The following is a 26,298-nucleotide window of genomic DNA, read 5'->3' on the forward strand; positions in this document are numbered from 1 at the left end:
GTGCACCTGATTATCCAAGTCCGGGCACGACTCGATAGGCGCGTCCAAATTGTCGCCGCGCCCGAGTTACGGGGAGTGGAGATCAGATGATCATTCAGGAAGTGCGGGAGAAGAGCGTCCCTGAGGGCCGCGCGGTCACCGGGACGGCCGTGGCCGACACGACGAAGCTGCTGCTGCAGCCGCCGTTCACGATCGAACCGGCGCCCGTTCAGCGTGCGGCCCCGGCTCCGGTCCCCATCCCGGTCCCGCCGATCGTCGGGCCCCGGATCCTCATCTACAAGCAGGACCCCACCGTAGCCGAGCTGGGCGTCAGGCCGATCTTCATCCCCAACCCGGTGCTCAACGGACCCACCGACGCCCGGATCGTCACCCAGCTGCCCGGCACCACGCCCGTGGCGCGCAGCGTCAACGGCGACTTCATCTTCGTCCCCAACTCGCCGGAGTTCGACTGCTCGCACACGTACGCGGTCGTCCGGGAGACGCTGACGATGTACGAGCGCCACAACGGCGGTACGCCCATCCCGTTCGCCTGGAACACCGGCGGGAACATCGACCGGATCACCGTCTTCCCGCACGCCGCGGTCGGGGCCAACGCCTTCTACAGCAGGACGGCCAAGGCGCTGAAGTTCCTCTTCTTCACCCCGACCGGCACCACGCAGCAGGTCTTCACCTGCCGCTCGCTGGACATCGTCGCGCACGAGACCGGCCACGCGATCCTCGACGGGCTCAAGCCGGGCTGGCTCGCCGCGGACAACCCGCCGCAGACCGGCGGCCTGCACGAGTCGTTCGGCGACCTGACCGCGGTCTTCCTGACGCTGGCGCAGCCGGACCAGGCCGAGGCGCTCGTCGCGCTCACCAAGGCCAACCTGCACGCCAAGTCGTTCCTGTCGGCCCTGGCCGAGCAGTTCGGGCAGGCGCTCGGCCGGCCGTTCGGCCTGCGCAACGCCGACAACGACCTCAAGCTGAGCGAGGTCAGCAACGAGGTGCACGCGATCTCGCAGGTGTTCACCGGCGGCATCTACGACGTGCTGGCCGACATCTACGCGTTCGAACGCACCCGGCAGGGCGCGCTCAAGAGCCCCACCGTGATCCTCATGGAGGTCGCGAACCGGCTGTGCGAGCTGCTGTTCAAGGCCATCGTGAAGGCGCCGGCGACCAAGGCCACCTACACGGACGTCGTCAACCAGATGCTGCAGATCTCGGCCGGCCAGGGCGATCCCAACATCTACCGGACCTTCATCCGCAACCGATTCGCCTTCCGCGAGGTGGTGACGTCGCCCACGCCGTTCTCCGAGATGCTCTCCGGTGAGATGGACTTCAGGAACGCCGACTACACCGGCGACGGCAAGACCGCGAAGGACATCACCACCGTCAAGCCCGCCGACGCGTCGTCGGCCAGCCTGCGCGCGGTGCAGGACCGTTCGAGCTGCTGCGGCACCATGCAGCTGCCGGAGTTCCAGGTGATCGGCGCCGACAAGCTGACGACCAAGGGCCAGCTGCACGACGACGACATCCTCGCCTCGGAACTGAGCGTGCTGAAGAAGGCGTTCAAGTGACACCTCGCCGTATCGTGCGGTACGGCAGGGGGAGTCAGACATGCGTGTGAAGATCGAGAGAACCGGCGGCTTCGCCGGCATCGAGGAGGCCGTCGGTGAGTACGACACCGACGACCTCCCCGAGCCTCAGGCCGCCAGGGTGTACGAGGCGCTGTCCGCCATCGACGCCGCCACGGCGGAGGGCGGGTCCGGGGAGGTGGGCGCCGACCTGATGACCTACCGGATCACCGTCGGCAACGGCGCGGGACGGGTCTACACGGTCTCCGACGACCCTTCGTCGAAGGCGGCCGACCCGCTGGCCGTGCTGCTGCGCCCGTCCGCCTGACCGGACGCCGCCATCCAGGCCGCGATCTGCGCCCGCGAGTTGACGCCGAGCTTGTTCAGGATGTTGCGGACGTGGCTGTCGACGGTGTGCTCGGAGATGAACAGGCGGGCCGCGATCCGCTTGTTGCTCAGCCCGTCGGCGACCAGCCGGGCGACCTCCGCCTCCCGCTTCCCGAGCGGCCCCGCGTCGGCGGGGGCGGTCCGGGCGGCGGGAGCCGGCTCGCCGAGCGCCAGCCTGATCGCGGCGTCGCGGCTCAGGCGTGCGCCGGCCTCGTACTCGGCCCTGAAGCCGGGCTCGCCGAGCGCCGCCGTCGCCGACTCCTCGGCCCGGGCGACCAGCCGGGTCAGGTACGGCTGGAGGCTCGCGCCGGCGCCCGTGCGCACCGTCTCCGCCGCTCCGAGCAGCCGCGCCGCGACCTGCGCCTGTCCGGAGGCCGCGGCGTGGCAGCCCAGGGCGTCGAGCAGGCAGTACTGCGCCACCCGGTCGTCGATCCGGTGGGCGATCGGCAGGGCCTCCGCGAGCAGCGGCTTCGACTCGTCGAGCGCGCCGGCCATCAGCATGGCCGAGCCGAGGTTCAGCAGCATCATGCCGAGGCTGTAGAGGTCGCCGATCTCCCGGCTGATCCGCACGCCCTGCGACGCCGCGGCCCTGGCGTCGTCGAGGTCGCCGTCGGCCAGGCCGTTCAGCGCTCGCGACTGCAGCGCCATGAGCGTGGCCGGGAGGTCGTCGAGGGCCGCCGCGACAGAGTGGGCCTCCTCGGACAGGCGCCTGGTGGCGGGGTGGTCGCCGGCCATGGTCGCGGCGATCGCGGCGAGGGAGAGCGACTGCGACAGCAGGCTGCGCAGGTCCGCCTCCCGAGCGGCCGTCACCGCCCGTTCGAGCGCCGGGCGGGCTGCGGCCGGGTCGGACTGCAGCACGGCCAGGAAACCGCGCATGAAGTACCCCCGTGCCCGCGCCCCCGGGTCGCCGGGGCCGGAGGCGAGCAGCTCGTCCAGCCATCGGACGCCTTCGCTCGTGGCCCGCGTCATCCAGTACCAGCCGAGGAAGTAGACGAGGTCGACACCTTCGTGGGCCGGGCAGCGCCTGAGGACCGACCGGATGTTGTCGATCTCCAGGTCCATCCACGCGAGCCACTCGACGAGCCGGACCCGGGCCTCGGCCGCGGACCGGCGGCACCTCGACCGGTAGTAGCCGGAGCAACGCCGTTCGACGGTCTCCTCCTCGCCGGCCGCGCGCAGCCTGAGCCCGGCGTACTCGCGCATCGTCTCGTGCAGCCGGTAGCAGGCCAGGCTGCCGGCGTCCTCCTTCGTCACCAGGGACTTGTCGACCAGTGACGACAGCAGGTCCAGCGCCCGCTCCGCCGGCACGTCGTCCCACGCGCAGACCGACTCGACGTCTTCCAGGGTGAACCTGCCGGAGAACACGGACAGCCGCCTCAGCAGCGCCTGCTCGCCCGCCGCCAGCAGGTCGTGGCTCCAGTCGATGGTGGTGCGCAGCGTCTGATGGCGGGGCAGCGCGGCCCGTACCCCGCCGGTGAGCAGGCCGAACCGGTCGGACAGCCGGTCGAGGATCTGCTCGGCGGACAGGACCCGCGTCCTGACGGCCGCCAGCTCGATCGCCAGCGGCAGGCCGTCGAGCCGGTGACACAGATCGGCCACGGCCGCCTGGTTCGCGGCGGTCAGCTCGAAGGCGCCCGATCCGGCCACGGCCCGTTCCACGAAGAGCGTGACCGCCTCGTTCTGCCGGACCCGCGCGAGGGGCCCGGCCACCGGCAGCTGGAGCGGCGGCACCGGTACCACGTGCTCACCCTGCGCGGACAGTGGCTCCCGGCTGGTGGCCAGCACGCTCACGCCCGGCGCGGCTTTCATGATCTCCGTCACGAGCAGGGAGGCCGCTTCGAGCAGGTGCTCGCAGTTGTCCAGCACGATCAGCAGCCGCTTGTCGCGCAGGTGGGCCAGCAGCCGGACCAGGGGATCGGCCGCCGCCTGGTCCCGCAGGTCCAGGGTCGCCAGCACGGTGTCGCCGACCCGAGCCGGATCCCGGACCTCGGCCAGTTCGACCAGCCACGCGCCGCCGGGGAACCCGCGTCCGAGGTCGGACGCCATCCGCACCGCGAGGCGGGTCTTGCCCACGCCGCCCGGCCCGACGAGGCTGACCAGCCGGGCCCCGGTGAGCTTCTTCCTGACTTCTGCCAGCTCGTGGCGGCGGCCGATGAAGCTGGTCGCTTCGGCCGGCAGGTTGCCCGAGCGGCGCGGTGGTCTGGCCATCGTTGATCTGGACACTACTCCCGGCGGCGGATCGATTGGCCCCCAAAATCACGAATTTCCGTGATATCGGCGCTCGGTGGCGGCTGCCTACGCTGACCAGCGACGCGGCCGCGCGGCGCGTCCTGCCGGCAACTCGTCCAAGGGGGCACCATGAAGGCAATCCGGTATGACCGGTACGGCTCGCCCGACGTCCTCGAGCTCCACGACGTCGACCCACCCGCCGTGGGCGACGACGACGTCCTGGTCAGCGTGAAGGCGGCCGCCGTCAACCCGCTCGACTACCACTTCATGAGGGGCACGCCGTACGTGGTCCGCTCGATGAGCGGCCTGTCACGGCCCAAGTCCATCGGCATGGGCGCTGACCTGGCGGGGTGCGTCGAAGCGGTGGGCAGGAACGTCACCAGGCTCCGGCCGGGGGACGAGGTGTTCGGCGGCCGGGCGAAGCCGGAGGCGCGCAGCGCGGCGTTCGCCGAGTACGCCTGCTTCCACCAGGACGCGATGCTCCTGAAGAAGCCGGTCAACCTGACCTTCGAGGAGGCCGCCGCCATCCCGGTGGCCGCGCTCAGCGCCCTGCAGGCGCTGCGGGACAAGGCGCGCGTCCGGGCCGGGCAGCGGGTCCTCGTCAACGGCGCCGGGGGAGGCGTGGGCACGTTCGCGGTCCAGCTCGCCAAGGCGTACGGGGCCGAGGTCACCGGCGTGTGCAGCACCGGGAACGTGGAGACGGTCCGCTCGATCGGCGCCGACCACGTCGTGGACTACACCCGGGACGACGTCACCCGGGCCGGGCGGCGCTACGACGCGATGATCGACATGGTCGGAAACCACTCGCTGTCCGAGGTCAGGCGCGTGCTGGCCCCGAAGGGGGTGCTGGTGGCCGTCGGAGGGCCGGTCAAGGGGCTGTGGCTGGGGCCCTTCACCGGTCCGCTCAAGCTGATGGCGCTCTCCGTGGTCGTGAGCCAGCGGCTGGCGCCCATACTGTCGCGGACGAGCAACGAGGATCTCGAACTCCTGCGGGACTTCGCCGAAGCCGGGAAGATCACGCCGGTCATCGACCGGACGTATCCGCTCAAGGAGCTGCCCGAAGCCGTCCGCTACCTCGAGAAGGGCCACACCCGGGGGAAGGTCGTCATCACCATATAGTTGGAAAAATAGGTAGACCGGTCTATATTTTCCGCATGATAGGAACCAAAGGCGCGCAAACCAGCGCCCGGCTGGTCGAGTCGATGCTCGAACTGATCCAGGCCCGCGGCTACAGCGGCACGGGCCTCAACACCGTGGTCGAGCTCGCCCGCGCTCCCAAGGGATCGCTGTACTTCCACTTCCCCGAAGGGAAGGAGGCGCTCGGGGAGAAGGCCGTCGCGCTCGCGGCCGAGCGCTTCCGCGCCCTCGTGGTCGAGTCGGCAGGGGAGCCGGGGAGCCCGGGCGACGTGGTCCGCCGCGTGATCGACGTGCTGGCCGGGATGCTCACCGACAGCGACTTCCAGCTCGGCTGCCCGGTCTCGGTGGTCACGCTGGAGATGGGCGCGCAGAGCGAGCGGCTGCGGGAGGCCTGCGCGGACGCGTTCGGCTCCTGGATCGACCCCGTGGCCGAATACCTCGTAGCGCAGGGCCGCCCGGCCGCCGCGCGGACGCTGGCGACGGCCGTGGTCAGCACGGTCGAGGGGGCGATGATCATGTCACGCGCCCGGCGGTCGGTGGAGCCGCTGCGCTGCGCCGCCGACGTCATCGCCGCGCTCCTGGCCGGGGAGACGCTGTCATGAGCCGGCACGCCCTGGTGTTCGGGGCGACGGGGCTCATCGGCCGCCACCTGATCCTCGCGCTCGGCCAGGCCGGCGTACGGGTGAGCGCGGCCACCCGGAGCCCCGAGTCGTACCGGCGGCTCGTCCGCTGGCTGGAGGAGCACGGGCACGGCGAGGCCCCGGCCGATCTCCGGGTCGACTTCGGGACGCCGTCGCTGATCCGCGGCGACGCGGCGGACGTCACCGAGATCTACAACTGCGCCGGCGCCTACCGGTTCGGGATGCCGGCGGAGGAGGCCCGCCGCGCCAACGTCGACAGCGTCCGCGCCGTCGTCGCCTTCGCGGCGGGGCTGCCCCGGCTGCGCCGCCTCGTGCACGTCTCCGGGTACCGGGTGGGCGGGCAGGACCCCGAGCCCTGGAGCGACGCGCGACGGCGGGAGACGTACGAGGCGCTGGGAGCGTACGAGGCGTCCAAGGTCGAGTCGGACGCCGTGCTCCAGGCCACCGCGGACCAGCTCGGCGTCCCCTGGTCCGTCGTCAACCCCTCCAGCGTGATCGGCGACAGCGTCACCGGCGAGTCGGACCAGCAACTGGGCCTCGCGTCGAGCGTGAAGGAGATCTGGCAGGGCAGCATGGCGGCGCTGCCGGGAGATGCCACGACGTTCGTGCCGGTGGTCACGGTCGACCATCTGGCCCGGTTCATGACCCTGCTCCCGCTGGACGAGGCCGCCGCGCGGAGCGCGTACTGGGTGCTCGACGACGACACGCCCGCGCTGCCCGATCTGCTCGCCCGCGTCGCGGAGCACTACCAGGTCAGGGCGCCGCGTACGCGGATCCCGGTGTCGCTCCTGAAGCGCCTGCCCCGAGCGCTCACCAAGGCCGACCCGGAGACGCTGACGTTCCTCTCGGACGACCGCTACCCCACGGGTCCGGCGGATGCCTTCGCCGCCCGGCACGGCCTCGCCATGCCGGACGTCACGGCGTCCGTCCTGCGCTGGGCCGACCACCTGGCGGCCCACCGGTTCGGAGCCGTGCCCGCAGGTCGGCGGCGGTTCACCGTGATCGGCGGGGTCCGCACCTTCGAACTCGGCGAACCGGACGCGTCCACCGTGGTGCTGCCGGGCCTGCCGGTGAACGCCGACACCTGGGCCCCGGTCGCCGCGGCGCTGGGCCACGCCCGCGTCGTGGACCTGCCCGGGCTGGGGCTGAGCTCGGGACGGCCCGGAGACCGGCCGCGCTGGCTGACCGCGCTCGTGGACGAGACCGGGGCCCGTCACCTGGTGGGTCACTCCGTGGGGGCGGCGGCCGCCCTGGAGGCGGCACTCGCGCGTCCCGATCTGGTGGACCGGCTCACGTTCGTGTCGCCGTTCTTCCTCCAGGCGCGCGCCGGTCTCGCCGCGCGGTCGGCGTTCCTGAGCCGCCGGTATCTGGGCCGGGTACGTCCTGCGGCGCTGGCGGAGCGGCTCACCGGGGACGTGGCGTACGCGGAGGCGCTGGAGTCCAGCGTCGCCGACCTGCGCCGGGGCCGCGTGGCCGCCGACGTCGCCCGGCTCCTGGCCGACGTCGGCCGGGAGGACCGGCGTGCGGACCTCCGGGCCAAGCTGCGGCGGTACGCGGGGAGCGTGCACGTCATCGTGGGAGCCGACGACCCGCTCACCGCCGAGGGACGCATGCTGCTGGACACGCTCCCCCGGGCCACGGTGACGGTCGTCCCCGGCGCCGGCCATCACCCCCAGCTGACGCACCCGGACGAGCTCGCCCACGCCATCCGGATCCTGCGGGAGCCCAGCTCTCCCGCCGTGCCGTCTTAGGGGCCGCCACGTTCGGCCCGGGTGACGGTCGGGTTGGTCAGAGGGCCTCCCCGGGCTGCCAGGAGGCGTTGATCATGGCCCGTTCCGTGGCGGCGAGGTGGGTGGCGGCGGCCACCCACGCCCACGCGTACCGGTCCGGCCCCGTGTCCGTCAACCGCCCGAACACGTCACGGCTGCGGCGGTCCGCCTCGGCGGTCAGCCCCGTGACCAGGTCGGCGGCGGCCTGGAACCCGGCGTTGCGCAGCTGGGCGTACGACTCGCCGTTGCGGGCCGACTCGGCCACCGCCCGCCTTCCGCCGGACACGGCCAGCTCGACCAGCCTGCGCACCCGCCAGAGCGGCGCTCCGGCCACCGGGTCCACCTCGTCGCCGTCCGGGGGTGGCGGGCAGGCGTCCTGGGGCGGGAGGTGGGCTCCCTGGAGCCGGTCGTACCCGAGGTCGGCGTGCCCCTGCCATTCGGGGGGCAGGCGCAGCGTCGCCTCGGTGCCGGGGACCGGACCGACCGCCAGCGGGAGCAGCGTCGCCACCCGGTCCGGCTCCACCCGGCCCACCACCCGTACGAGCAGGCCCGGACGGGAGGCGAGGCGCCGCAGGTTGTCGACGTGGGCCAGCTCGGGATGGTGGCTGGCGGGGACGAGCCGGATCAGCGGACCGTGGCCCCGCGCGTCACCCCCGGAGTCGGGCGGCACCGCGCGGGCCAGTACGTGGTCGCCTGCCGCGCCGACGATGACCAGGTCGCAGCCGACCGGTTCGCGGGCCTGTTCCGCCGTGTCCGACTCGCTCCAGGCGTGGCCGGAGAGCCGGGCGCCCGCCGACTCCGCCAGCGGCCGGGCGAACAGGGCCGCCATCGGCCCCTCCGTCCACGGCATGCCGGAGACGGGGGTGGCTCGTACACCCTTGCCCGCCCCGAGGCGCCCGTCCGGGGAGACGGTGGCGCCGACGATCAGCAGTCCGGCACGGGAGAGCTGGGAGTGGTTCAGCACGGCGGGGCCGATGGCGACGGGCGCGGTGGCGGCTCCACGGGCACGGGCCGATCCGCCCGGCTTGACGTCGGCCACCGAATACCAGCGGCCGTCCTCCGCGACCACGTGCGTCACCACGCCGCCGTACCCGGTGGCGCTGATCACCGGCTCCCTGAACACCCCGTACACCTTCAGGCTCCCGCCCGATTGGTAGTTGCGCCGTACGGTGCCGGCCAGCGCCGGGTCGGGGTCCGCCCCGGCCAGCCGGCCTGCGGTGAGCAGCAGCTCGCGCAGGGCGGAGACCAGGTCGGCGAGGCGGTGGCCGGCGTGGCGGGCGCGGGCGGAGCGCAGCCCCCGCACCACCCGCAGCGCGGCGGCCTCCGCTCCCGGCAACCCCGCGAGGCGGGCGGTGTGCGCGGCCCTCAGCAACTCGGCCTGGGGCACCGCGCCGGCGGCGGGCACCCCGGCGGACAGCACGGCGGCGGCAGCGGCCCACAGCCCGGTCGCGGCGGCCACCTGGTCCGCCGTGGGCCCCGTCGCCTCGGGCGCTTCGACGGACCCGGCCCTGTCGGATTCAGCCCTGTCGGATTCAGCCCTGTCGGCCCCCTCGGCCGTCTGCGCGCCGTCGGATCCGGCGAGCGCGGGTTCGGCGTCGGAGGAGTCGCGGGAGGTGGCCTCCTCTCCACCGGTGAGCGCGTCCCCGATCGGGCAGGCACTCAGTACGGCCGCACGATGCAGACAGCGCGGCGCCAGCAGGCAACTGCACGACGCCTGGTCACCGTCGGCGATCACCCCGGACGGCCCCGGCGAGAGCGTGACGACCGCGTCCTCGCCGCAGGCGATCCGCAGGCCCTCGCCACCTGCCGTGACGGGCAGGGCGGCGTACTGTTCGATCGCCGCGTCCAGCTTCTTGCGCAGCCGCGAGGTCAGGCTCTCGACGGCGGCGGCCACCACCTCCGGGGTCACCGGCGGCAGCGGCCCGCCGCCACCGGGAGAGCCGGACGGGACCGTCTCCGGAGCGGTTTCGGGAGTGGTTGACGTGGAGGGGTTCACCGGTGTTCTCCGCGGAGGCGGTCGCCCACCCATCGGGCGAGGGCGAGCGGGCTGAGCGCGGCCACGGGCATCCCGGCCGCGACGAGTTGCTGGGCGACGGGGATCGAGTAGCGGGGTACGCCGTCGTCGTCCAAGGCGGCGCATCCCATCAGGTGCACGCCGGAGCCGGCCAGCGCGCGCACCTCGGCGAGCAGGCCGCCGATCGGGTAGCCCTCCTCGAAGTCGCTGACCACCACGACGAGCGTGCGGCTCGGGACCGTGACCAGCGTACGGGCCTGGGCGAGCCCGGCGGCGATGTGCGTGCCGCCGCCGACGCGTACCTCCAGCAGGAGGGACAGCGGGTCGCTGACCCGGTCGGTCAGGTCGATCACCTGCGTGGAGAACGACAGGAAGTGCGTGGACAGCGTCGGCACCCCCGCCAGCACGGCGGCCGTCAGCGCCGACCAGATCACCGACGCCTCCATGGAGCCGGAGACGTCCACGACCAGGATCAGCCGCCAGTCGGCCTCCCGGCGCGAACGCGTGCTGAACACCGGCCGCTCAGGCACCACCACGAGCCGGCCGTCGTCCAGGCGGCGCGTGTGCGCCAGGTTGGCGCGCAGGGTGCGCGGCAGGTCCAGCTTGCCGCCGGGGCGGCGGGTCGGGCGCGGCGTGGCGACCCCGGTCATGGCGGGCCGCAGGCGGGTGGCGAGCTCGCGGGTCAGCTCGTCCACCAGGCGGCGTACGAGCGGGCGCAGCTTGGCCACCTGTTGTTCCGGCAGGCCGCCCGCCAGGGACAGCACGGAGGTCAGCAGGTCCACGGACGGCCGGACGGAGGCGGGGTCGAGTTCGGTCAGCACGTCGTGGCGTCCGGCGTCGGCGGCGCGGGCCAGGACCTCCTCGCGTACCTCGGTGCCGAACAGCTCCTCCAGCTCCTCCGACCACTCGCGTGCCGTGGGGAACGGCGCCTCCTTGCCGCCCCCGTCCCCTGGGGCGGGCCCGAAGTCGTTGGCGCCTTCGCCGCGGCCCGACCCGTACAGCTCGTCCAGGGCGCGGGCGTACGAGCGGGCGTTCGGGGGCAGGTTTTCTGACTCCCGGCCGAGCAGCAACCGCCACCGGTCCGCGGGCCTCAGCCTGCGGTGGATGTCGGTCACGGGGACGGCGACCGCCTCCGGCTCCTCCGAGGTACCGGCCTGCGGTTCATCCGCCGGTGCTGCCGGGGTGCTCTCGATGGGGATGGGGAGCCGGAGCGCGCGCAGGGCCTCCAGTCCGGCCGCGTCGGCGGCGGTCCAGAGGGCCAGCAGCGCCGGTGGAGCGTGCAGGGCCACGTCGAGCCGGTCGCCGAGCCGTTCGGACACCACCCCCAGCAGCCGGGCGCGCCCGGCCGGGCTGAGCGTGTCGAACCCGCCGCGCAACGCCGGCAGCCGGTCCAGGAACTCCTTGTCCGTGAGCCCGTCCACCCGGTTCATGAGCGGGTCGAGCGCCGCCGGAGCCGACTGGAGCAGCGGCCCGGCGGCCGTGAGCACGCCGGTCAGCAACCGGGCCAGCCGCAGGCGGCCGTCGGGGCCGGTGGCGGTGTCGATCCAGCCGGCCGCCCGGTCTCCGAGCGAGGCCGGCCCGTCCAGGTCCAGCAGCACGCGGGCGGCCAGCGCCGCCCCCTGCATGAGAGGCGAGGCCGTACGCGCGAGCACCGCCAGAGCGTCGTCCATCCGCAGGCCCAGGCGCTCCTCGCCGGCCCGGGAGGCGAGGGCGACCAGGGCGACCGCGTCCTCCGGTTGATCGCTGCCCGCCAGCCCCGGCAGGGCGCGTACCGCAGCCTCCAGGAGGGTGCCGGACAGCTCGGCGGCCTGCTCGCGGCCCTCCGGCGTGGTGCCGGGCAGGTGCCGGCGGCGCAGGGCCTCCAGCAGGTCGAGGGCCTGGAGCAGCTCGGCGAGGCTCGCGGTGGCGGGCAGCGTGACGGCGGCGTCGGCGAGGCGGTCGGCCACCAGGTCGGGCAGGTCACAGCCGGCGGCGGCGCGCAGGCCGCCGAGGATGAGGGCGCAGGTCGGCCCGCCGTCCGCCGACTCGCGGCGGTACGTCTCCCGCAGCGTCCCGGCCGCGGCCTGGGCGAGGGTCACACCGCGCACGCCCGCCAGGTCCAGCAGGGCCGGGACCGCTGGGGTCCAGGCCAGCCGCCACCTGGTGGTGAGCGCGGCTCCGTCGCCCGTGCCCATCACCTCGATCGGCTCGCCGTAGGTGACGCCGCAGACGAGGAGGCGCTGCAGGGCCACCTCGCGGCGGGCGTCGAGGTCGGAGCGGAGCGGATCGAGGCGTACCTCACGAGGTTCGGGGTTGTCGGGACACGGGAGGCGCAGGGCGGCGAGATCGGTCTCCACGGCGGGCCCGAGCCCGGAACGCGGCGTGCCGGGCGCGGTCCTGCCCCGCTGGGTGCCGACGAACACGGTGTCCAGGGCCCGTGCCAGAGCACGTCCTCGGCCGAGCGGCTCGCCCTGGCCGAGCACGGTCGTCACCGCCTCCAGCAGCTCGCCGCGCCCGGGGGCGGGCAGGCCGCGCAGGCCGGCCAGGTCGCAGGCGAGCCGCAGCGTCTCGACGGCCTCGCCGGTGCCCGCGGTGTGCCCGGCCGAGCGCAGCTCCCGGCACAGGTCCGTGATGGCGCGCGCGGCGCCGTCCCGGACCTTCCCGGGATCGCCCCCGGCCGCGAACACGGCCTGCTGCCAGCGCGGGTCCCGGATGCCGGCCGGGTAGCCGGACCGGGAGTCGAGCAGGTCGAACGCGTACGGCACGAGCGAGGTCACGGGCACCGGCCCGGCCCCGTCAGCCGGCCCTGCGGCGGGACCGGTGGCCTCGTCGGAGGGCAGGCGGAGCGCGGGCGCGTGGAAGGCGCCGATCACCGCCGCGACCCGGCGGCCACCGGCCGCGGCGGCCGCGAGGACGCGGCGCATGTGGTCCTCGCGGGCCAGGTCCATCGCGGGCACGCCGCCCGCGGTCTCCGCGTCGCGGCGCAGGGCCCAGCCGACGCCGAGGGCGGCGCGGCGGACGGCCTCGGGTTCGCAGCCGGGCGCGAGGACCTCGACGGCGCGGTCCCACATGTCGTCGCCGTCACGACCGCTGCCGGCCCTGGCCAGCCCTTCGGCGAAGGAGACATTCCGCGGGCCCGCCTCCTCGGCGAGGGGAGCCGGCGCGGTGGCGTCCCAGCCGCGGTCGGACAGCGGGAGGTCGCAGCAGACCACCTCCGCCCCGCGCTTCCAGGCCCACCGGATGGCCACCAGCTCGGGCGAGAAGTCGGCGAACGGGTAGAACCCGAGCCCGCCGTCGACCCGGGCCCCCGCGAGCGCCACCGGGGCCTGCGTCCCCGGGTCGGCCAGGTGCGCGAGCCAGGGCTGGAAGTCCGCCGGCAGCTCGATGCAGACCACCTCGGGGTCGGCGGCGTCCAGCAGCGCGGGCAGCACCACGGCCAGGGCGGGGCTGTGGTGCCGCACCCCCAGCAGGTACGGCCGCGACGAGGCCGCCAGCGCGGCGACCGCCTCCCGGGGATCCAGATCCGGGGCGGGCGGATTGAGGCTCTGAGCGGTCAACGGAGGTTCTCCCGCAGGTCCCACAGGCGGCGCCACATCGCCGACCCGTCCTCCGCGCGCCTGCGCACCGGCCCGTCCCAGTAGCCGAGCAGCCGCCCGTGATCCGCGGGGTCGTCCTTGCGCACGACCCCCAGCAGGTGACCGGGCACCAGGTCCAGCACGTCGCCGGTGGGCAGGTACGCCGCCGCCACCCCCAGCGAGGCCGCCACCTGCACGGCCTCGGCCGTGGACATGACGGTCCCGGGGCGTTCGACGTCCCAGCCCTCGGTGGAGCGGCCGGAGCGCAGGTCGCGGAAGACGGTGACCAGCGCGTCGAGCACGGCGTCGTCCACCCCGAAGGTCGCGCCGGCGCGCTCGACGACGGCCGTGGCTTGGCGGCGCACCAGGGAGACCTCGGCGTCGGCGTCGGAGATGGGGCCGACGGTCTCGAAGTTGAAGCGCCGCTTGAGGGCGGCCGACATCTCCGAGACGCCGCGGTCGCGCAGGTTGGCCGTGGCGATGACGGTGAACCCGGACGCCGCCGCGACCTGCGCGTCCTCGGTCCCGGCCAGCTCGGGCACGCTGACTCGCCGGTCGGACAGGATCGACACGAGCGCGTCCTGGACCTCGGGCAGGCAGCGGGTGATCTCCTCCACCCGGGCGACGCGGCCGGAGCGCATGGCGGTCAGCACGGGCGAGTCGACGAGCGCCGTCCGGCTGGGGCCCTGGGCGAGGAGCAGGGCGTAGTTCCAGCCGTAGCGGAAGGCGTCCTCGGTCGTGCCGGCGGTGCCCTGGACGGTGAGCGCGCTGGTGCCGCACACGGCGGCGGCCAGCAGCTCCGAGAGCATCGACTTGGCGGTGCCGGGCTCGCCGACCAGGAGCAGGCCGCGCTCGCCGGCGAGGGTGACGACGCAGCGTTCGACGAGGGCGCGTTCGCCGACGAACTTGGGCGCGATCTTCATCCGGCCGTCCAGCGTCTCGTCGCCGCTGCCGCAGATGAAGGTGACGACCGCGCGCGGGGTCAGCGCCCAGCCGGGCGGGCGGGGGCCGGAGTCGTGGGCGGCGAGGAAGGCGAGTTCGGCGGCGTGGCGCTCTTCGGCGGGCAGCACCTGCCGGGCCGAGGGGGCGCGATCTTCGGTCAAGGTCATGAGAAGAGAAGTCCTCTGAGTCATCGGTGGATGGAATGGGCGCGCCCCGGGGAAGGGGCGCGCCCCGAGCAGGTCAGCGGCGGCGTCCGCGCTTCACCTTCAGCTCCTCGAAGCGTGGCGCGTCGCCGTCCCGCACCCGTCCCCAGGCCCTGGCGTACAGGTCGGCGGCGGGTTCGGCGGGCACGAGCGGCACCCCGGTCGACTCCGTCACGTCGAACAGCGCCAGCTTCCACTGCTCCAGCGGCAGCCGCGGCGCGCTCTGCGTCGTCCACCCGCCGGGCAGGAACAGCGACCGTCCCGCCCGCTCGCGGGTGGCCCGCACGACCAGGTCGGTGTCGGCCAGCTCGGCGTGGGCCGACTTGAGCCGGGCGGGCTTCCAGCCGGTCCACCGCGCCGCGTTCCGGTCGGTCGGGTCGGGCATGGCCAGCAGCATCAGGTACGCGGTCGCGGCGTCCTCGCCCAGCCCGAACTCCTTGGCCACCTCGACGACCAGATGGGGCACGGAACGGCTGGGATCCTGCGGCCACCACGTGCCGTCGGCCCCGCGTTCCCCGGCGAGCGGGTCCCCGGGGTCGGCCAGCAGGGCCTCGAAGCGCGGGCCGCGGACGGTCCGCAGCGCGTCCATGGCCGGGAACGACCCCTCCGAGCCGATGAGGGCCCGCAGGTAGGGGTCGTCGCCGGCCTCGTCCAGGAGCGACACGCGGACGGCGGGCGCGGGCCGGTCGTCGTGGGTGGCCATGAGGACGGCGCCGTACCTTTCGTACCCCTCGCCGGTCTCGGTGGGCATGCCGGCCGCCTTGCGGAAGGCGGGCAGGTCGACGTACCGGCCGAGGTCGAGCAGCAGGCCGGGGGCGGCCAGCCGGTCGCGGACGGCGGCCAGCGCGCCCGGCAGCGCGGCCCTGATCGGGTCGCCCGCGGGCAGCCGGTGCGCGAGCCAGCGCGACATCACGATGGCCGTGTGCAGGGTGTCGGCCGTGAAGCCGGTGGCGTTGCCGTCGGCGGGGTGGGCGCGGTCGCCCCGGATGGCCCAGGCCAGGTCGTGGCCGAGCTCCGGCTCGCCGGCCGGGTCGATGAGGGCGCGCAGCGCGCGGCCGGTGTCCCAGCCGGTCCTGACCGTGCGGGACGCCTCGCCGAGCAGCCATTCGGGCACGGCCGTCTGGTGGCCGATCCTGTCGTTCCAGAGGGCCGCCGCGGCGGCCACGTCGGGGCCGTCGCTCCAGAGCCGGGCGGGCTCCTGAGGCAGCAGCGCGGCGACGACCGCCCGCCGGATCCCGGCGCCGATCTCGCGCAGCTCGTTGCGGGCGATGGCGGCGTCGGCCACCTTCACGCCGATCGTGGTGCGGGTCTCCTTGGCGAGGAAGGAGTGCTCGTACGAGTCGACGGACGGCAGGCCCGCCACGACCAGCCGGGCCATCGTCAGCGAGACACCGGTGAGCCGGGAGAACTCCTCGGCCGCCTCCGGCCGCCACGGCGCGGGCCCGCGTTCGGCCAGCTCGGCGCGGAACGCCTCCAGCCACCCCTGCGGCCGGTCCACGCCGACCGGGCCGGAGGAGCCCAGCGTGTACGGCTGGGGCACGTCGAACCGCCCGGACGGGTCGTGGAACAGCGCACTCCACCGGGTCGTGGAGTCGTCGGGCGAGTCGTGGCCGAAGAGCACCAGGAACGCGCCGCCCTCCAGCGGCAGGACCCCGAGCTGCCAGGTGCCCTCGCGCCACTCGCCGTCGGGCTTCTTCAGATACCGGTTGGGCAGGTGGACGGCGACGCGGCGCCACCGCGACGGGTCGGCCGCCGTGGGCAGCCCGGCCTCGGCCAGCCCCTGCAGCAGCCGCTCCTGCGGGACGCGGTGCTCCTCGGCGATGGTCGCCGATCCGCTGCGGTAGGCCACCGCGGCCAGGTGGTCGAGCATCGGCTCCCAGTCCAGGCTGGAGGACGGCAGTCCCGGCCGGTCGAGGTGGATGTGGCCCACCCCGGCCGGAGCGTCATCCGCCAGCGCCTGGATCCTCCGGATCTGCTGGAAGGCCCCGTCGGTCTCGTGGCGCCAGTAGTAGGAGGTGGAGAAGTCCAGCCCGCTGAGCGCCTCCTGGAGCTCGTAGTCCGTGGGGCCCACGGGAGCCTGCTCGCGGTGTCCGCCGGCCAGCGCCTCGGTGAGCCTGGCGGCGACGGCGTCCAGCGAAGCCTGCTGCGCGCCGGCGAACCGCACGATCCCGGCGATGCCCGCCACCAGCCCGTCGTGGCTGACCTGGGGCAGCAGCTCCCGGATCCGCGCCGGCAGGTCCTCCTCAGGGGCTGCGGCCAGCAGCCGCGAAGCGGTGTCCGGGCCGAGCTCACGCAGGGCGGCCGACCCCTCGGGGTCCCTCGGCCGCAGGTGGTGCCAGTAGCGCAGCGGCGGCAGGATGATCGTGCCCTCGCCGAACGCGCCGGGAGCGGCGTCGGTCTTGGCGGTGGCGACGAGCACACCCTCGGCGTCGACCAGTTCGACCCGGTAGCTCCCCTTCAGGACGGCCACGGGCCGGTCGGTGCCGGGGAAGGTTAGGATGCGCGCCGGTTTGCCGCCGTCGGGCGGGAGGGTGATCGCGCGGCCGGACAGGTCCTCGCCGCGCAGCGAACCGTCGGGCAGCCGCGTCACCCGCCAGCCGACCAGCCCGCCCACGGGAACGCTCCCCGGGGTCGCCTCCTCGGACGGGGCGGGCAGCAGCCAGCCGCTCTCGAACGTCGTGCCCGCGGGGATGTCGGTGAGGAAGGCGGGCATGCTCTTCCTGCCGTGCTGCCCGCTGACCGGGTCGTACTCGTGCCAGCCGACAGTGTCGTGGTCGGAATCGTCCCAGGTCCACACCCAGTAGGAGGTGCCGTCGGTGATCACGGACCGTTCGAGGGGGACGGTGGTGTCGCCGGGGTGCACCACGCCGAGCCCGGTGGTGCGCCCGCCGCCGGGCAGCGCCAGGGTGACCGCGTCGTCGCCGCGGTACCAGTCCATGCGCGTGCCCCGGGTGCCGCTCTGGGTCTCGATGGGGTGGATACGGTCGGCGGAGGTGTGCCAGTAGCCGCGGTAGGCGTAGTCGGCGGTGCGGGAGTGCCAGTAGACGAGCAGGTCGCCGTCCACGTAGTGGTAGCCGATGTCGTTCCACGTGTCGTTGGGCGGGACGCGCAGGTCGTGGGTGAGCACGGCGCCCTCGCGATCGAGCACGCGGACCTGCCGGGAGCCCGCCGCGATCAGGTACGGCCAGGCGTCGGCGACCACGATGTCGTCGACGTCCTTCCTCGGTACGAGGGTCGCGGCGGCCTCCTCCCAGGCCGGCCAGCCCAGCTCGTCGAAGATCCCGGTCCGCAGCGTACGGGCGAGCACGGGGGAGACGTCGGCCGCGGCGGCCTGGCGTACCTCGTCCTCGGCCAGGACCAGGGCCTCGCCCGGCAGCCAGGACAGCCGCCGCAGCGCCCCGGGCAAATCGGGCAGCCCGGCGGACGCCGACCGCGCGCAGACCCTGCGCACCCACTCGGCCAGCATCGGCCGGCTGCCGTCGGAGGCGGCCAGCAGGCGGACGGCGCGCAGCCCGTCGGAGTCGCCGGTGAACGTGTCCGCCGAGCGCTGGAAGGCCGCCGTGAACCGGCCGTCGGCGGCCAGCGCGGTCAGGTCGCGCTGCCCCTCGCCCTTCGCCCAGTGCTCCAGCCGCAGGTAGTCGCGCTCATCGGGGTCGGCCACGGGCAGGCCGAGCGCGAGGAAAAGGTCGAGCAGATCGACGTCGTACGAGTCCGTCAGCCGGGTCGTGGTGCCCGCGAGCTCGGCGCGCAGCCGGTCGGCGGCCCGCTCGACGAGCGTGTAGAGGACCGGCAGCCGCGGCGGCAGGCCATAGGTGGCGTTGCGGGTGGTGAGGAAGCGCCGGAGCCAGCCCGACACGCCGTCCTCCGGCACCTGGCCCGAGACGAGCTCGTCGACGGCGCCCGCCGCCTCGAGGACGTCCAGCCACACACCGGGCACGTCGTTGTCGTGGCTCTGCGGCATGACGGCGAGCAGCGTCGCGCGCACCTCGGGCTCGCGTGCGCCCAGCGCGCCGATCGCCGCGCGGTGGGCCTTCCACCAGCCGGTGGCGGCCCGCAGGGTGGCGGGCAGGGCGAGCAGCTCGCGCAGGTACGACTGCTCGGTCGCGTCGGCGTCCACGCCGGCCGCCCTGGCCAGGCGGCGCAGGTCGGTGGCCATCTGGGCGGAGGGGGGCATCCCGCCCGCCGTGCGCCGCACGCACAGCTGGGAGAAGCGGCGCAGGGCCTCGTCGGCGGACACCCGGGCGGCCAGCTCCCTGGCGTAACCGGACAGCACCTTGACCGGCAGCGCGCCCGCCAGCGCGAACTCCAGGAACACCGAGTCGAGCCGGTCCTCGTCGACCTCCAGCCCGTGCTCGGCCTCCGCCTTGCGGGCGCTGGAGAACATCTGGGAGGCGTAGGTGGCGTTCTCCACGCCGATGAACACCCGCCCGGCCTGCTCGTAGAACGTGGGCAGGAAGTGCGGCACGGACGCGCCGAGCCGGCGGGCCAGCTCGTGGTAGCCGTCGAGCGCGTTCTTGGGCTTGGACTTGGCCTGGCGGGAGATCCGCTCCAGCTCCGGGACGACGGCGAGCGCGTGCTGCCCGTCGCCGGGGTAGTGCACCAGCACCCACTCGGGGAACCCGAGCGAACGCCTTAACCCGAGCCCGACCACCTCCGGCTCTCCGTCGGGCGCCAGGCCCAGGAACCCGGCGGCCAGGTCCTCGGCCGCGCCCAGCTCGCCCGCGACCAGGCGCACGACCACGCGGTCGTCGAGCACGGGGTGACGGTAGCGGCGGGCGGTCATCGGCACGGCGCCCTCGACCGCGCTCTCGGTGTCCGGCGGCAGGATCGCTCCGGCCTTCAGGAGTTGCTCACTCATGCGTCCTTGCCCTCCTCGACCTTGCGCCCCGCGTACAGCGCCGCGGCCATCCGCATCCCCTCCGACCAGGCCACCGGGCCGACCTCACGCAGCGGCAGCGTCCTGCCGTCGAGGTCCTGCCAGGTCAGGCCGCCCGTGGTCACCTCGTCCTCCCAGTACGGCTCGCCGATCCAGACGCTCGCCTCGGTGATGGCCCCGGCGTCGCGGACCCGGCAGGTGGCGTAGCCGCCGGTGACCCGGTAGCCGAGCGTGGTGGCCCGCGCGGCCAGGCCGAAGCGGGAGTCGTACGTGCCGCCGGAGAACTCCGTCACGGTCGTCGCCCTGACGTCCAGGTCGGCGGGCTTGCGCCAGGTGGCGCGGTGGATCTGCTCGACCTTCTGGACCACGCCCAGCTCGGCGGCGAACTCCCGCAGGTCGTCGAGGTCGGGCAGCAGCACCGGGTGGGGCAGCGTCACCGTGCGCGGCGACAGCCGTACGGTCTCGCCGTCGAGGTTGACCACGCGCAGCTCGCCCGTCTCGGTGGCGTCGCGCAGGAAGCCCACCTCGTCGGGGTCGTCGCCGACCACGGCCAGGTCGCGCAGCGCCGACTGCCACGCCTCGTCCGGCCACACCCGGGCCAGCAGCCCGGTCGGCACGGGCAGTGACGACACCATCCACAGGTCCGCCTGCGCCACGCACGCGGCGGCATGGCGGCCGAGCCACTCGGCGAAGCGGCGCAGCCGGTCCACCTCGGGGTGATCACGCAACGCCTTCGGCAGCGATTTCAGCTGCCGTCCCGCCGATCGGCCGGAGGTGGCTCGCGCCGCCACCCGGCCTTCTATCAGGGCAACCTCGTACCCGTCGCCCGCTGCCAGCCAACCCAACGGTCCCCGCCTTCCAGACGCCCGAATCCGGGCATGAAACCTCGAATGAGCAGGGGTTTCCGTGCCCCTGCCGCTGTTGTTGCGCCGAACCTAGCGGCCTTGACCGACAAATGCGTGGATCTCGCGAATTATCGGGCAAGCGGTCTTGTCACGGTGCGGGCCGTGCCCGACGATCGTCGCGACGGGCGAGCGCGCGGGGGTGACGGTTCGTGGGTGGCAGGTCTTCGATCGTGATCGGCGGGCTGGCGGCGGTCCTGTCCCTGACGTCGTGCAGCGGCGGCGGGCCTGCGGGAACGACCCCCTCCACGACGAGCTCCCCGTCCGCCGGCACACCGTCCGCCGGCACACCGTCCCCCAGCGCGCCGGTCGCCTGGGCGCAGGGCCTCTGCCTTGACGTACGCGTGCCCAAACCGGACACCCAGGTCCCGGCGCCGGTCGACTGCACCCTGGCGACGGCCGGCGTGCGGATCATCCGGCTGGTGGCCCAGGGAGAGGGCGCCGCGAAGTGCCCGCCCGACTCCGACGGCTGGCTGGACGCCCCGGGAGGCTCCCGGACGGCCTGCCTGCGCAACCGCGTCGGCCCGCACCCCGGAGACCCCGGCAAGGGCGGCGGCGTCCTGAAGGCCGGCGACTGCACGCTCATCCAGGACGGCGACGTTCAGGAACGGGCCTGTTTCGACGCCCACGGCCCCGGCAGGATCCGCTCCTTCACCAGGACGAAGAAGGCGTGCGAGCGCAGGATCTGGTCGTACGCCTACAAGTGGAACGGCTCGTACGTCTGCGTCGGCCCCGGCGAGGACGCCACGGATGTCGGCCCCAGATACGAGCCCGGCAGTTGCCTGACCGCGCCGAAGACCAAGAAGCGCAAGACCGTGTTCGGGACCGAGACGGCCATCGTCGGCGGCCTGAAGAAGACGCCGTGCAAGGGCGGGAAGGCGTGGGGGAAGGTGGTCGGGCATGTCAGCATCGAGTTCGAGTGCGAGCGCCCGGCCGACTACTCGGTGACGACCAACACCACGATGTACGGGCTGCCGCACGGCCCCGACCCTTACCCGTCCGTCACCTGCATCCGGCGATTGTGACCCCCGATAGGCTTCCGGCATGATCTTAGTGACCGGTGCCACCGGCAACGTCGGCTCCGAACTCGTCGCCGCGCTGGCCTCGGCCGGCCGGCCGGTCCGGGCGCTCGTCCGGGACCCGCACCGCGCCGCCCTCCCGGCCGGCGCCGAGCCCGTGACCGGCGACCTCAACCGGCCGGAGAGCCTGGCCGGAGCGCTCGACGGCGCCCAGGGGCTGTTCCTCATGCCGGGCTATGCGGACATGCCCGGGCTGCTGGCCCTGGCCCGCGACGCCGGCGTGCGGCACGTCGTGCTCCTGTCCGGCGGCTCGGCCGCGCTGGAGGACCTCGGGAACGCCGTCTCCCGCTACATGACGCTCTCGGAGCGGGACGTGCGCGAGTCGGGCCTGGCCTGGACCTTCCTGCGGCCCAGGTCGTTCATGTCCAACGCGCTGCGCTGGCTCCCGCAGCTCGAGGCCGGCGACGTGGTGCGGGTGCCGTTCGCCGATGTGCCGGTCGCGGCCGTCGACCCGTACGACATCGCGGCCGTCGCGGCCCGCGCGCTGCTGAGCGGCGAGCACGAGGGCCGGATCCACGAGCTGACCGGCTCCCGCGCGCTGCTGCCCGCCGACCAGGTCGCCGTTCTCGGCCGGGTGCTGGACCGGGACCTGCGGTGCGAAGGGCTGACGAACAGCGAGGCGCGCGCCGAGATGGAGGCGGGGATGCCGGTCGAGTACGTCGACGCCTTCTTCCAGTTCTTCGTGGACGGCACGCTCGACGAGACGACGGTCCACCCGACCGTGGAGGACGTGCTCGGACGGCCGCCGCGCACGTTCGAGCAGTGGGCGCGGGACCACGCGGACGCCTTCCGCAAGAGCTAGCCCGCCAGGTGGGTGGGGGCGAACATGCGCAGGGTCGCGGGCAGCACGACGACGCTCGGCCCCGGGGTCCGCAGCGCCCGCGCCAGGTCGCTCTCCAGGTTCTCCGGAGTGGTGCGCCGGGCCGGGACGCCGAAGGCCGCCGCGAGGGCGGCGAAGTCCGGCCTGGCCAGCTCGGTCCCCGTGGCGGCGCCGAACGCGTCCGTCATGTACTCGCGCAGGATGCCGTAGCCGCCGTCGTCCACGATCAGCCAGGTCACGTCGAGCCGGTGCTGGTGCAGCGTGGCGAGCTCGGCCAGGCCGTACATGGCCCCTCCGTCGCCGCTGACCGCGAGCACCGGCCCGCCGGTGGCGGCGGCCGCGCCGAGCGCGGCGGGCAGCGCGTAGCCGAGCCCGCCCGCGCCCTGCGCCGACTCCATCGGCCGCGGCCAGGCGGACCAGGCCCAGTACGCCAGGATCGTCATGTCCCAGAAGCTCAGGGCCTGTTCCGGTAGCGCGCGGTCGATGGCCGCGAGCAGCGACCGTTCGAGCGCGAGGTCCTGCGCGTCCAGCCGCGCGGCGACGCGCCCGAGCACGTCGCGCACCGCCGACCGGGCCGCCGGTTGGGCTACTGCCCTGTCCCGGCCGGTACGCGCGCCCTTCACGGCCCGCGCCAGCTCCTCCAGCGCCGCCCGGGCGTCCGCGTGCACGGCCAGCCCCGGATGGTTGGACTCGAGCTTGCCGAGATCGGCCTCGATCTGCACGACCCGGCCGCGCGGCCGCATCGTGTGGTAGTTGCTGGACAGTTCCCCCAGCCCCGAGCCCACGACCAGCAGCACGTCGGCCTCCTCCAGGAACGCCGTCAGGTGCCGGTCCTCCAGCCACGACTGGAGCGACAGCGGGTGCTCCCAGGGGAAGGCGCCCTTCGCGCCGAACGTGGTGGCGACCGGCGCGTTCAGCTCCTGGGCCAGCTCCAGCAGGGCCGCCTGGGCGCCGGCGCGCACCACCCCGCCGCCGGCCAGGATCACCGGATCGGCCGCCCGTACCAGCAGGTCCGCCGCCGCGGCGACGAGCTCGGCCCTCGGGACGAGCGGTCTCGGCGCCACCCGGAGCTCGGTCACCGCCGGGATCCCGGTCTCGGCGAGCAGCACGTCCTGCGGGATCTCCACCAGGACCGGGCCCGCGGGCGCGGTCAGCGCGAGCTCCCACGCCTCGGCCAGCGCCGGCGCGATCTGCCCGGCCGTCCACACCACGTGGGCCGACTTCACGACGTCCCTGAAGGCCGCGGCCTGGTCCGGCAGCTCGTGCAGGTAGCCCTTGCGCCGCCCGCCCAGCCCGTCCGCGGGGATCTGGCTGCTGACGGCCAGCACGGGGACGGCGGCCGCGCGGGACTCCATGAGCGCGGGGAGGGTGCCCAGCGCGCCCGGGCCGGTGGAGACCAGGAAAGGCGTGACCGAGCCGGTCGCGCGCGCGTGGCCGTCGGCGGCGAAGGCGACGCTCAGCTCGGTACGGCACCCCACGTAGCGCAGGTCAGAGCGGCGCAGCGCGTCGAACAGGCCGAGCGCGTGCTGCCCCGGCTCGCCGAAGACCGTGGTGGCGCCGAGTGCGGCCAGCGACTCGACGACCAGGTCGCCGCCCGTCCGCACGGCTTGTCCCCGTGACATGGTCGGATCCCTTCCTCTACAGGACCTTGGCCAGGAAGGCCCTGGTCCGCTCGTGCCGGGGCCGGGCGATCAGCTCGGCGGCCGGTCCCGCCTCGACGACCAGCCCGTCGTCCATGAAGACGACGTGGTCGGCGACCTCGCGGGCGAACCCGATCTCGTGCGTCACCACGACCATCGTCATCCCTGCTCCGGCCAGGTCCTTCATCACGTCGAGGACCTCTCCGACGAGCTCGGGGTCGAGCGCGCTGGTCGGCTCGTCGAACAGCATCAGCTTGGGCTTCATGGCCAGGGCCCGGGCGATCGCCACGCGCTGCTGCTGGCCCCCGGACAGCTGATCGGGGCGGTGGCCGGCCCGCTCCTCCAGGCCGACCCGCCGCAGCAGGTCGAGCGCCTCCTGCCGGACGGCCTCGCGGGGGCGGCCGAGCACGTACACGGGCGCCTCCATGACGTTCTCCAGCGCGGTGCGGTGCGGGAAGAGGTTGAAGCGCTGGAACACCATGCCGATGTCCCGCCGCTGGTCGGCCACCTCGCGCGGGCGCATCTCGTACTTCTTGCCGCCCGAGCGGCGGTAGCCGACCAGGTGGCCGTCGACCCAGATCTCCCCGGCGTCGAGCCGTTCGAGGTGGTTGACGCAGCGCAGGAAGGTCGACTTGCCCGAGCCCGACGGGCCGAGCAGGCACACCACCTGGCCGGCGTGGACCGTCAGGTCGATGCCCTTGAGCACCTCGACCTTCCCGAAGCTCTTGCGCACGCCCCGCGCGCTGAGCAGTTCGTTCACGATCGGCCTCCAAACCGTCGTTCGAGCCGTGACTGGGCCAAGGTCAGCAGCGTGGTCAGGACGAGGTACCAGAGGCTGGCGACGATCAGCAGCGGGATCTGCTGGAAGTTGCGGCCGTAGATCAGCTGGGCGCTGGTCAGCAGGTCAGGGAGGCCGATGACCAGCACCAGGGAGGTGAGCTTGAGCATCGAGATCGTCTCGTTGGCGGTCGGCGGCACGATCACCCGGGCCGCCTGGGGCAGGATGACGCGCCGGTAGACCAGCGCGGGCCGCATGCCCAGCGCCTCGGCGGCCTCCCGCTGCCCGTGGTCGACCGAGCCGATGCCCGCTCTGACGATCTCGGCCATGTACGCCGCCTCGTTCAGCCCGAGGCCGAGGATGGCCGCGGTGAACGGGGTGATCAGCGCGTTGACCGGCGCGGAGAAGAACTCGGGGCCGAAGGGGACGCCGAGGCTGATCCGCGGCATCACGGCGCCCAGGAAGAACCAGAACAGCAGCTGGACCAGGATGGGCGTGCCGCGGAAGAGCCAGACGTAGGCGGCGGCGACCCAGCGCAGCAGCGGATTGTCCGACAGCCGCATGATCGCCAGCGCGGTGCCGAGCACGGCGCCCGCCAGCATGGCCAGCGCCGTCAGCTCGACCGTGAGCAGCAGCCCGCGCATGATCGAGCGTTCGAAGAGGTAGCCGGCCACCAGGTCGGGCCGGAGCGCCGGGGTGGTCACCACGAAGTTGACCGCCATCGCGGCCAGCACGGCGAGCACCGCGGCGGCCACCCACCGGCCGGGCCGCCGCAGCGGCACGATCGGCTCCCGGGCGGCAGTCATGCGCCCGCGTTGATCGCGGCGTCCTTGAACGCCTGCGCCTGCAGGTTCCACTTGGCCAGGAGCTGGTCGTAGGTGCCGTTCGCGATGAGCTTCTTCAGCGCCGCCTGAACGGCGTCACGCAACTGCGGCTTGCTCTTGGGGACCGGGATGCCGACGGGAAGCGGGTCGATCGCGCTCACCGCGACCTCGAACTGCTGCGGAGCCTGCTTCACGCTGTAGGCCAGGGTCAGGTCGAGCGCGGCGACCATGTCGGCCCGCCCGGACTGCAGGGCCTGCACGGCGCTCGCCTGGTCGGGGAAGGGGACCTTCTCCACGGCCGGTTTTCCGGCCCCGGCGCACTTCTTCGTGACGTCGTCCACGAGCAGGTCGCCGGTCGCGGCCTTCTCGACCGCGACCTTCCTGCCGCACATGTCGAGGGTCTCCTTGATCCCCTGCGGGTTGCCCTTGGCCACCATGAGCGCCGACCCGGACTTGAGGTAGTCGACGAAGTCCACCTGTTCCTGGCGTTCCTTCTTGTCGAGCATGCTGGTCAGGCCGAGGTCGTAGCGGCCCGCGTTGAGGCCGCCGATGATGCCGTCGAAGCTGACGTTCTCGAAGGCGAACTGCACGCCCAGCACCTCGCCGAGCGCCTTGCCGAGGTCGGCGTCGAACCCGAGCACGGTCTTGTTGTCGGTGTCGAAGAACTCCATGGGCGGGAAGGAGACGCCCGAGGCCACCCGTACCTTGCCGGCCTGCCGGATGTCGGCCGGGAGCAGCTGGGCGACCGCCTCGTCCTTCGCGCCCGCCGCGATCTCAGTCCTGGGCGCCGTCGTGGTGGTCTCCTCGGGCGCGGCGCAGCCGGTGAGGGCCAATCCGGTGAAGAGGGCGATGGCAAGTTGTCTTCTCATGTCGTGCCGTGCCTTCCCGAACAGGGGCGAATGACTACCGAGTGTGAAGGCCGTACCCCCCAACCTTCAATCGGGGCAGCA

At 73.9% G+C, this 26,298-nt stretch carries 17 protein-coding genes; 7 read left to right on the forward strand and 10 right to left on the reverse strand.

The window, feature by feature from the left end:
• Positions 1-86: 86 nt before the first annotated feature.
• Together AB0L65_RS38535 and AB0L65_RS38540 are read left to right on the forward strand one after the other, a co-directional pair.
• Entirely contained in the window at positions 87-1,556 is a 1,470-nt protein-coding gene (locus AB0L65_RS38535; protein ID WP_364256059.1) for a hypothetical protein, read from the forward strand.
• A 40-nt stretch (positions 1,557-1,596) separates the two neighbouring features.
• Entirely contained in the window at positions 1,597-1,881 is a 285-nt protein-coding gene (locus AB0L65_RS38540; protein WP_319719532.1) for a protealysin inhibitor emfourin, read from the forward strand.
• On the opposite strand, the gene AB0L65_RS38545 is transcribed toward AB0L65_RS38540, so the two are convergent.
• A complete protein-coding gene (locus AB0L65_RS38545; protein ID WP_364256062.1) occupies positions 1,809-4,148 on the reverse strand; it encodes a LuxR C-terminal-related transcriptional regulator in 2,340 nt (779 codons plus the stop codon). The genes AB0L65_RS38540 and AB0L65_RS38545 overlap by 73 nt on opposite strands.
• A 150-nt stretch (positions 4,149-4,298) precedes the next feature.
• On the opposite strand from AB0L65_RS38545, the gene AB0L65_RS38550 reads away from it, so the two are divergent.
• Genes AB0L65_RS38550 through AB0L65_RS38560 form a run of 3 tightly spaced genes read left to right on the forward strand, consistent with a single transcriptional unit; the run spans position 4,299 to position 7,698 of the window.
• Complete coding sequence (locus AB0L65_RS38550) at positions 4,299-5,288, forward strand: NAD(P)-dependent alcohol dehydrogenase (RefSeq protein ID WP_364256065.1); 990 nt, start codon at positions 4,299-4,301, stop codon at positions 5,286-5,288.
• Positions 5,289-5,323: 35 nt separating this feature from the next.
• Entirely contained in the window at positions 5,324-5,908 is a 585-nt protein-coding gene (locus tag AB0L65_RS38555; RefSeq protein ID WP_364256068.1) for a TetR/AcrR family transcriptional regulator, read from the forward strand.
• A complete protein-coding gene (locus AB0L65_RS38560; protein WP_364256071.1) occupies positions 5,905-7,698 on the forward strand; it encodes an alpha/beta fold hydrolase in 1,794 nt (597 codons plus the stop codon). Before AB0L65_RS38555 ends, AB0L65_RS38560 begins: the two co-directional genes overlap by 4 nt.
• Positions 7,699-7,735: 37 nt before the next feature.
• On the opposite strand, the gene AB0L65_RS38565 is transcribed toward AB0L65_RS38560, so the two are convergent.
• From AB0L65_RS38565 to AB0L65_RS38585, 5 genes are all read right to left on the reverse strand, one after another.
• Positions 7,736-9,712 carry an SWIM zinc finger family protein gene (locus tag AB0L65_RS38565; RefSeq protein ID WP_364256074.1) on the reverse strand — a complete coding sequence of 659 codons (1,977 nt, stop codon included), beginning with the start codon at positions 9,710-9,712 and terminating at the stop codon, positions 7,736-7,738.
• Positions 9,709-13,266: a DUF5682 family protein gene (locus tag AB0L65_RS38570; RefSeq protein ID WP_364256077.1), complete on the reverse strand. Its 3,558-nt coding sequence runs from the start codon at positions 13,264-13,266 to the stop codon at positions 9,709-9,711. The genes AB0L65_RS38565 and AB0L65_RS38570 overlap by 4 nt, the downstream gene beginning before the upstream one ends.
• A complete protein-coding gene (locus AB0L65_RS38575; RefSeq protein WP_350732152.1) occupies positions 13,263-14,393 on the reverse strand; it encodes an AAA family ATPase in 1,131 nt (376 codons plus the stop codon). The genes AB0L65_RS38570 and AB0L65_RS38575 overlap by 4 nt, the downstream gene beginning before the upstream one ends.
• A gap of 73 nt (positions 14,394-14,466) precedes the next feature.
• Positions 14,467-19,287, reverse strand: coding sequence for a DNA-binding protein (locus AB0L65_RS38580; RefSeq protein ID WP_364256080.1), 4,821 nt, complete (start codon positions 19,285-19,287; stop codon positions 14,467-14,469).
• Entirely contained in the window at positions 19,284-20,150 is an 867-nt protein-coding gene (locus AB0L65_RS38585; protein WP_364256083.1) for a DUF4132 domain-containing protein, read from the reverse strand. Before AB0L65_RS38585 ends, AB0L65_RS38580 begins: the two co-directional genes overlap by 4 nt.
• 209 nt (positions 20,151-20,359) lie before the next feature.
• On the opposite strand from AB0L65_RS38585, the gene AB0L65_RS38590 reads away from it, so the two are divergent.
• Both AB0L65_RS38590 and AB0L65_RS38595 read left to right on the forward strand, forming a co-directional pair.
• Positions 20,360-21,232 carry a hypothetical protein gene (locus AB0L65_RS38590; RefSeq protein WP_364256086.1) on the forward strand — a complete coding sequence of 291 codons (873 nt, stop codon included), beginning with the start codon at positions 20,360-20,362 and terminating at the stop codon, positions 21,230-21,232.
• A 19-nt stretch (positions 21,233-21,251) separates the two neighbouring features.
• Positions 21,252-22,088, forward strand: coding sequence for an NAD(P)H-binding protein (locus tag AB0L65_RS38595; RefSeq protein WP_364256089.1), 837 nt, complete (start codon positions 21,252-21,254; stop codon positions 22,086-22,088).
• Here the strand turns inward: AB0L65_RS38595 and AB0L65_RS38600 are convergent.
• Genes AB0L65_RS38600 through AB0L65_RS38615 form a run of 4 tightly spaced genes read right to left on the reverse strand, consistent with a single transcriptional unit; the run spans position 22,085 to position 26,217 of the window.
• A complete protein-coding gene (locus tag AB0L65_RS38600) occupies positions 22,085-23,728 on the reverse strand; it encodes a thiamine pyrophosphate-binding protein (RefSeq protein ID WP_364256091.1) in 1,644 nt (547 codons plus the stop codon). The two genes, AB0L65_RS38595 and AB0L65_RS38600, sit on opposite strands and share 4 nt — an antisense overlap.
• A 16-nt stretch (positions 23,729-23,744) precedes the next feature.
• Complete coding sequence (locus AB0L65_RS38605; protein ID WP_364256094.1) at positions 23,745-24,506, reverse strand: amino acid ABC transporter ATP-binding protein; 762 nt, start codon at positions 24,504-24,506, stop codon at positions 23,745-23,747.
• Positions 24,503-25,330, reverse strand: a complete 828-nt coding sequence (locus AB0L65_RS38610; RefSeq protein ID WP_364256097.1) for an amino acid ABC transporter permease — start codon at positions 25,328-25,330, stop codon at positions 24,503-24,505. The genes AB0L65_RS38605 and AB0L65_RS38610 overlap by 4 nt, the downstream gene beginning before the upstream one ends.
• Complete coding sequence (locus tag AB0L65_RS38615) at positions 25,327-26,217, reverse strand: ABC transporter substrate-binding protein (RefSeq protein WP_364256100.1); 891 nt, start codon at positions 26,215-26,217, stop codon at positions 25,327-25,329. Before AB0L65_RS38615 ends, AB0L65_RS38610 begins: the two co-directional genes overlap by 4 nt.
• Between the last annotated feature and the right edge of the window lie 81 nt (positions 26,218-26,298).

The organism is Nonomuraea sp. NPDC052116 (assembly GCF_040680035.1).
Taxonomy (GTDB): domain Bacteria; phylum Actinomycetota; class Actinomycetes; order Streptosporangiales; family Streptosporangiaceae; genus Nonomuraea; species Nonomuraea angiospora_A.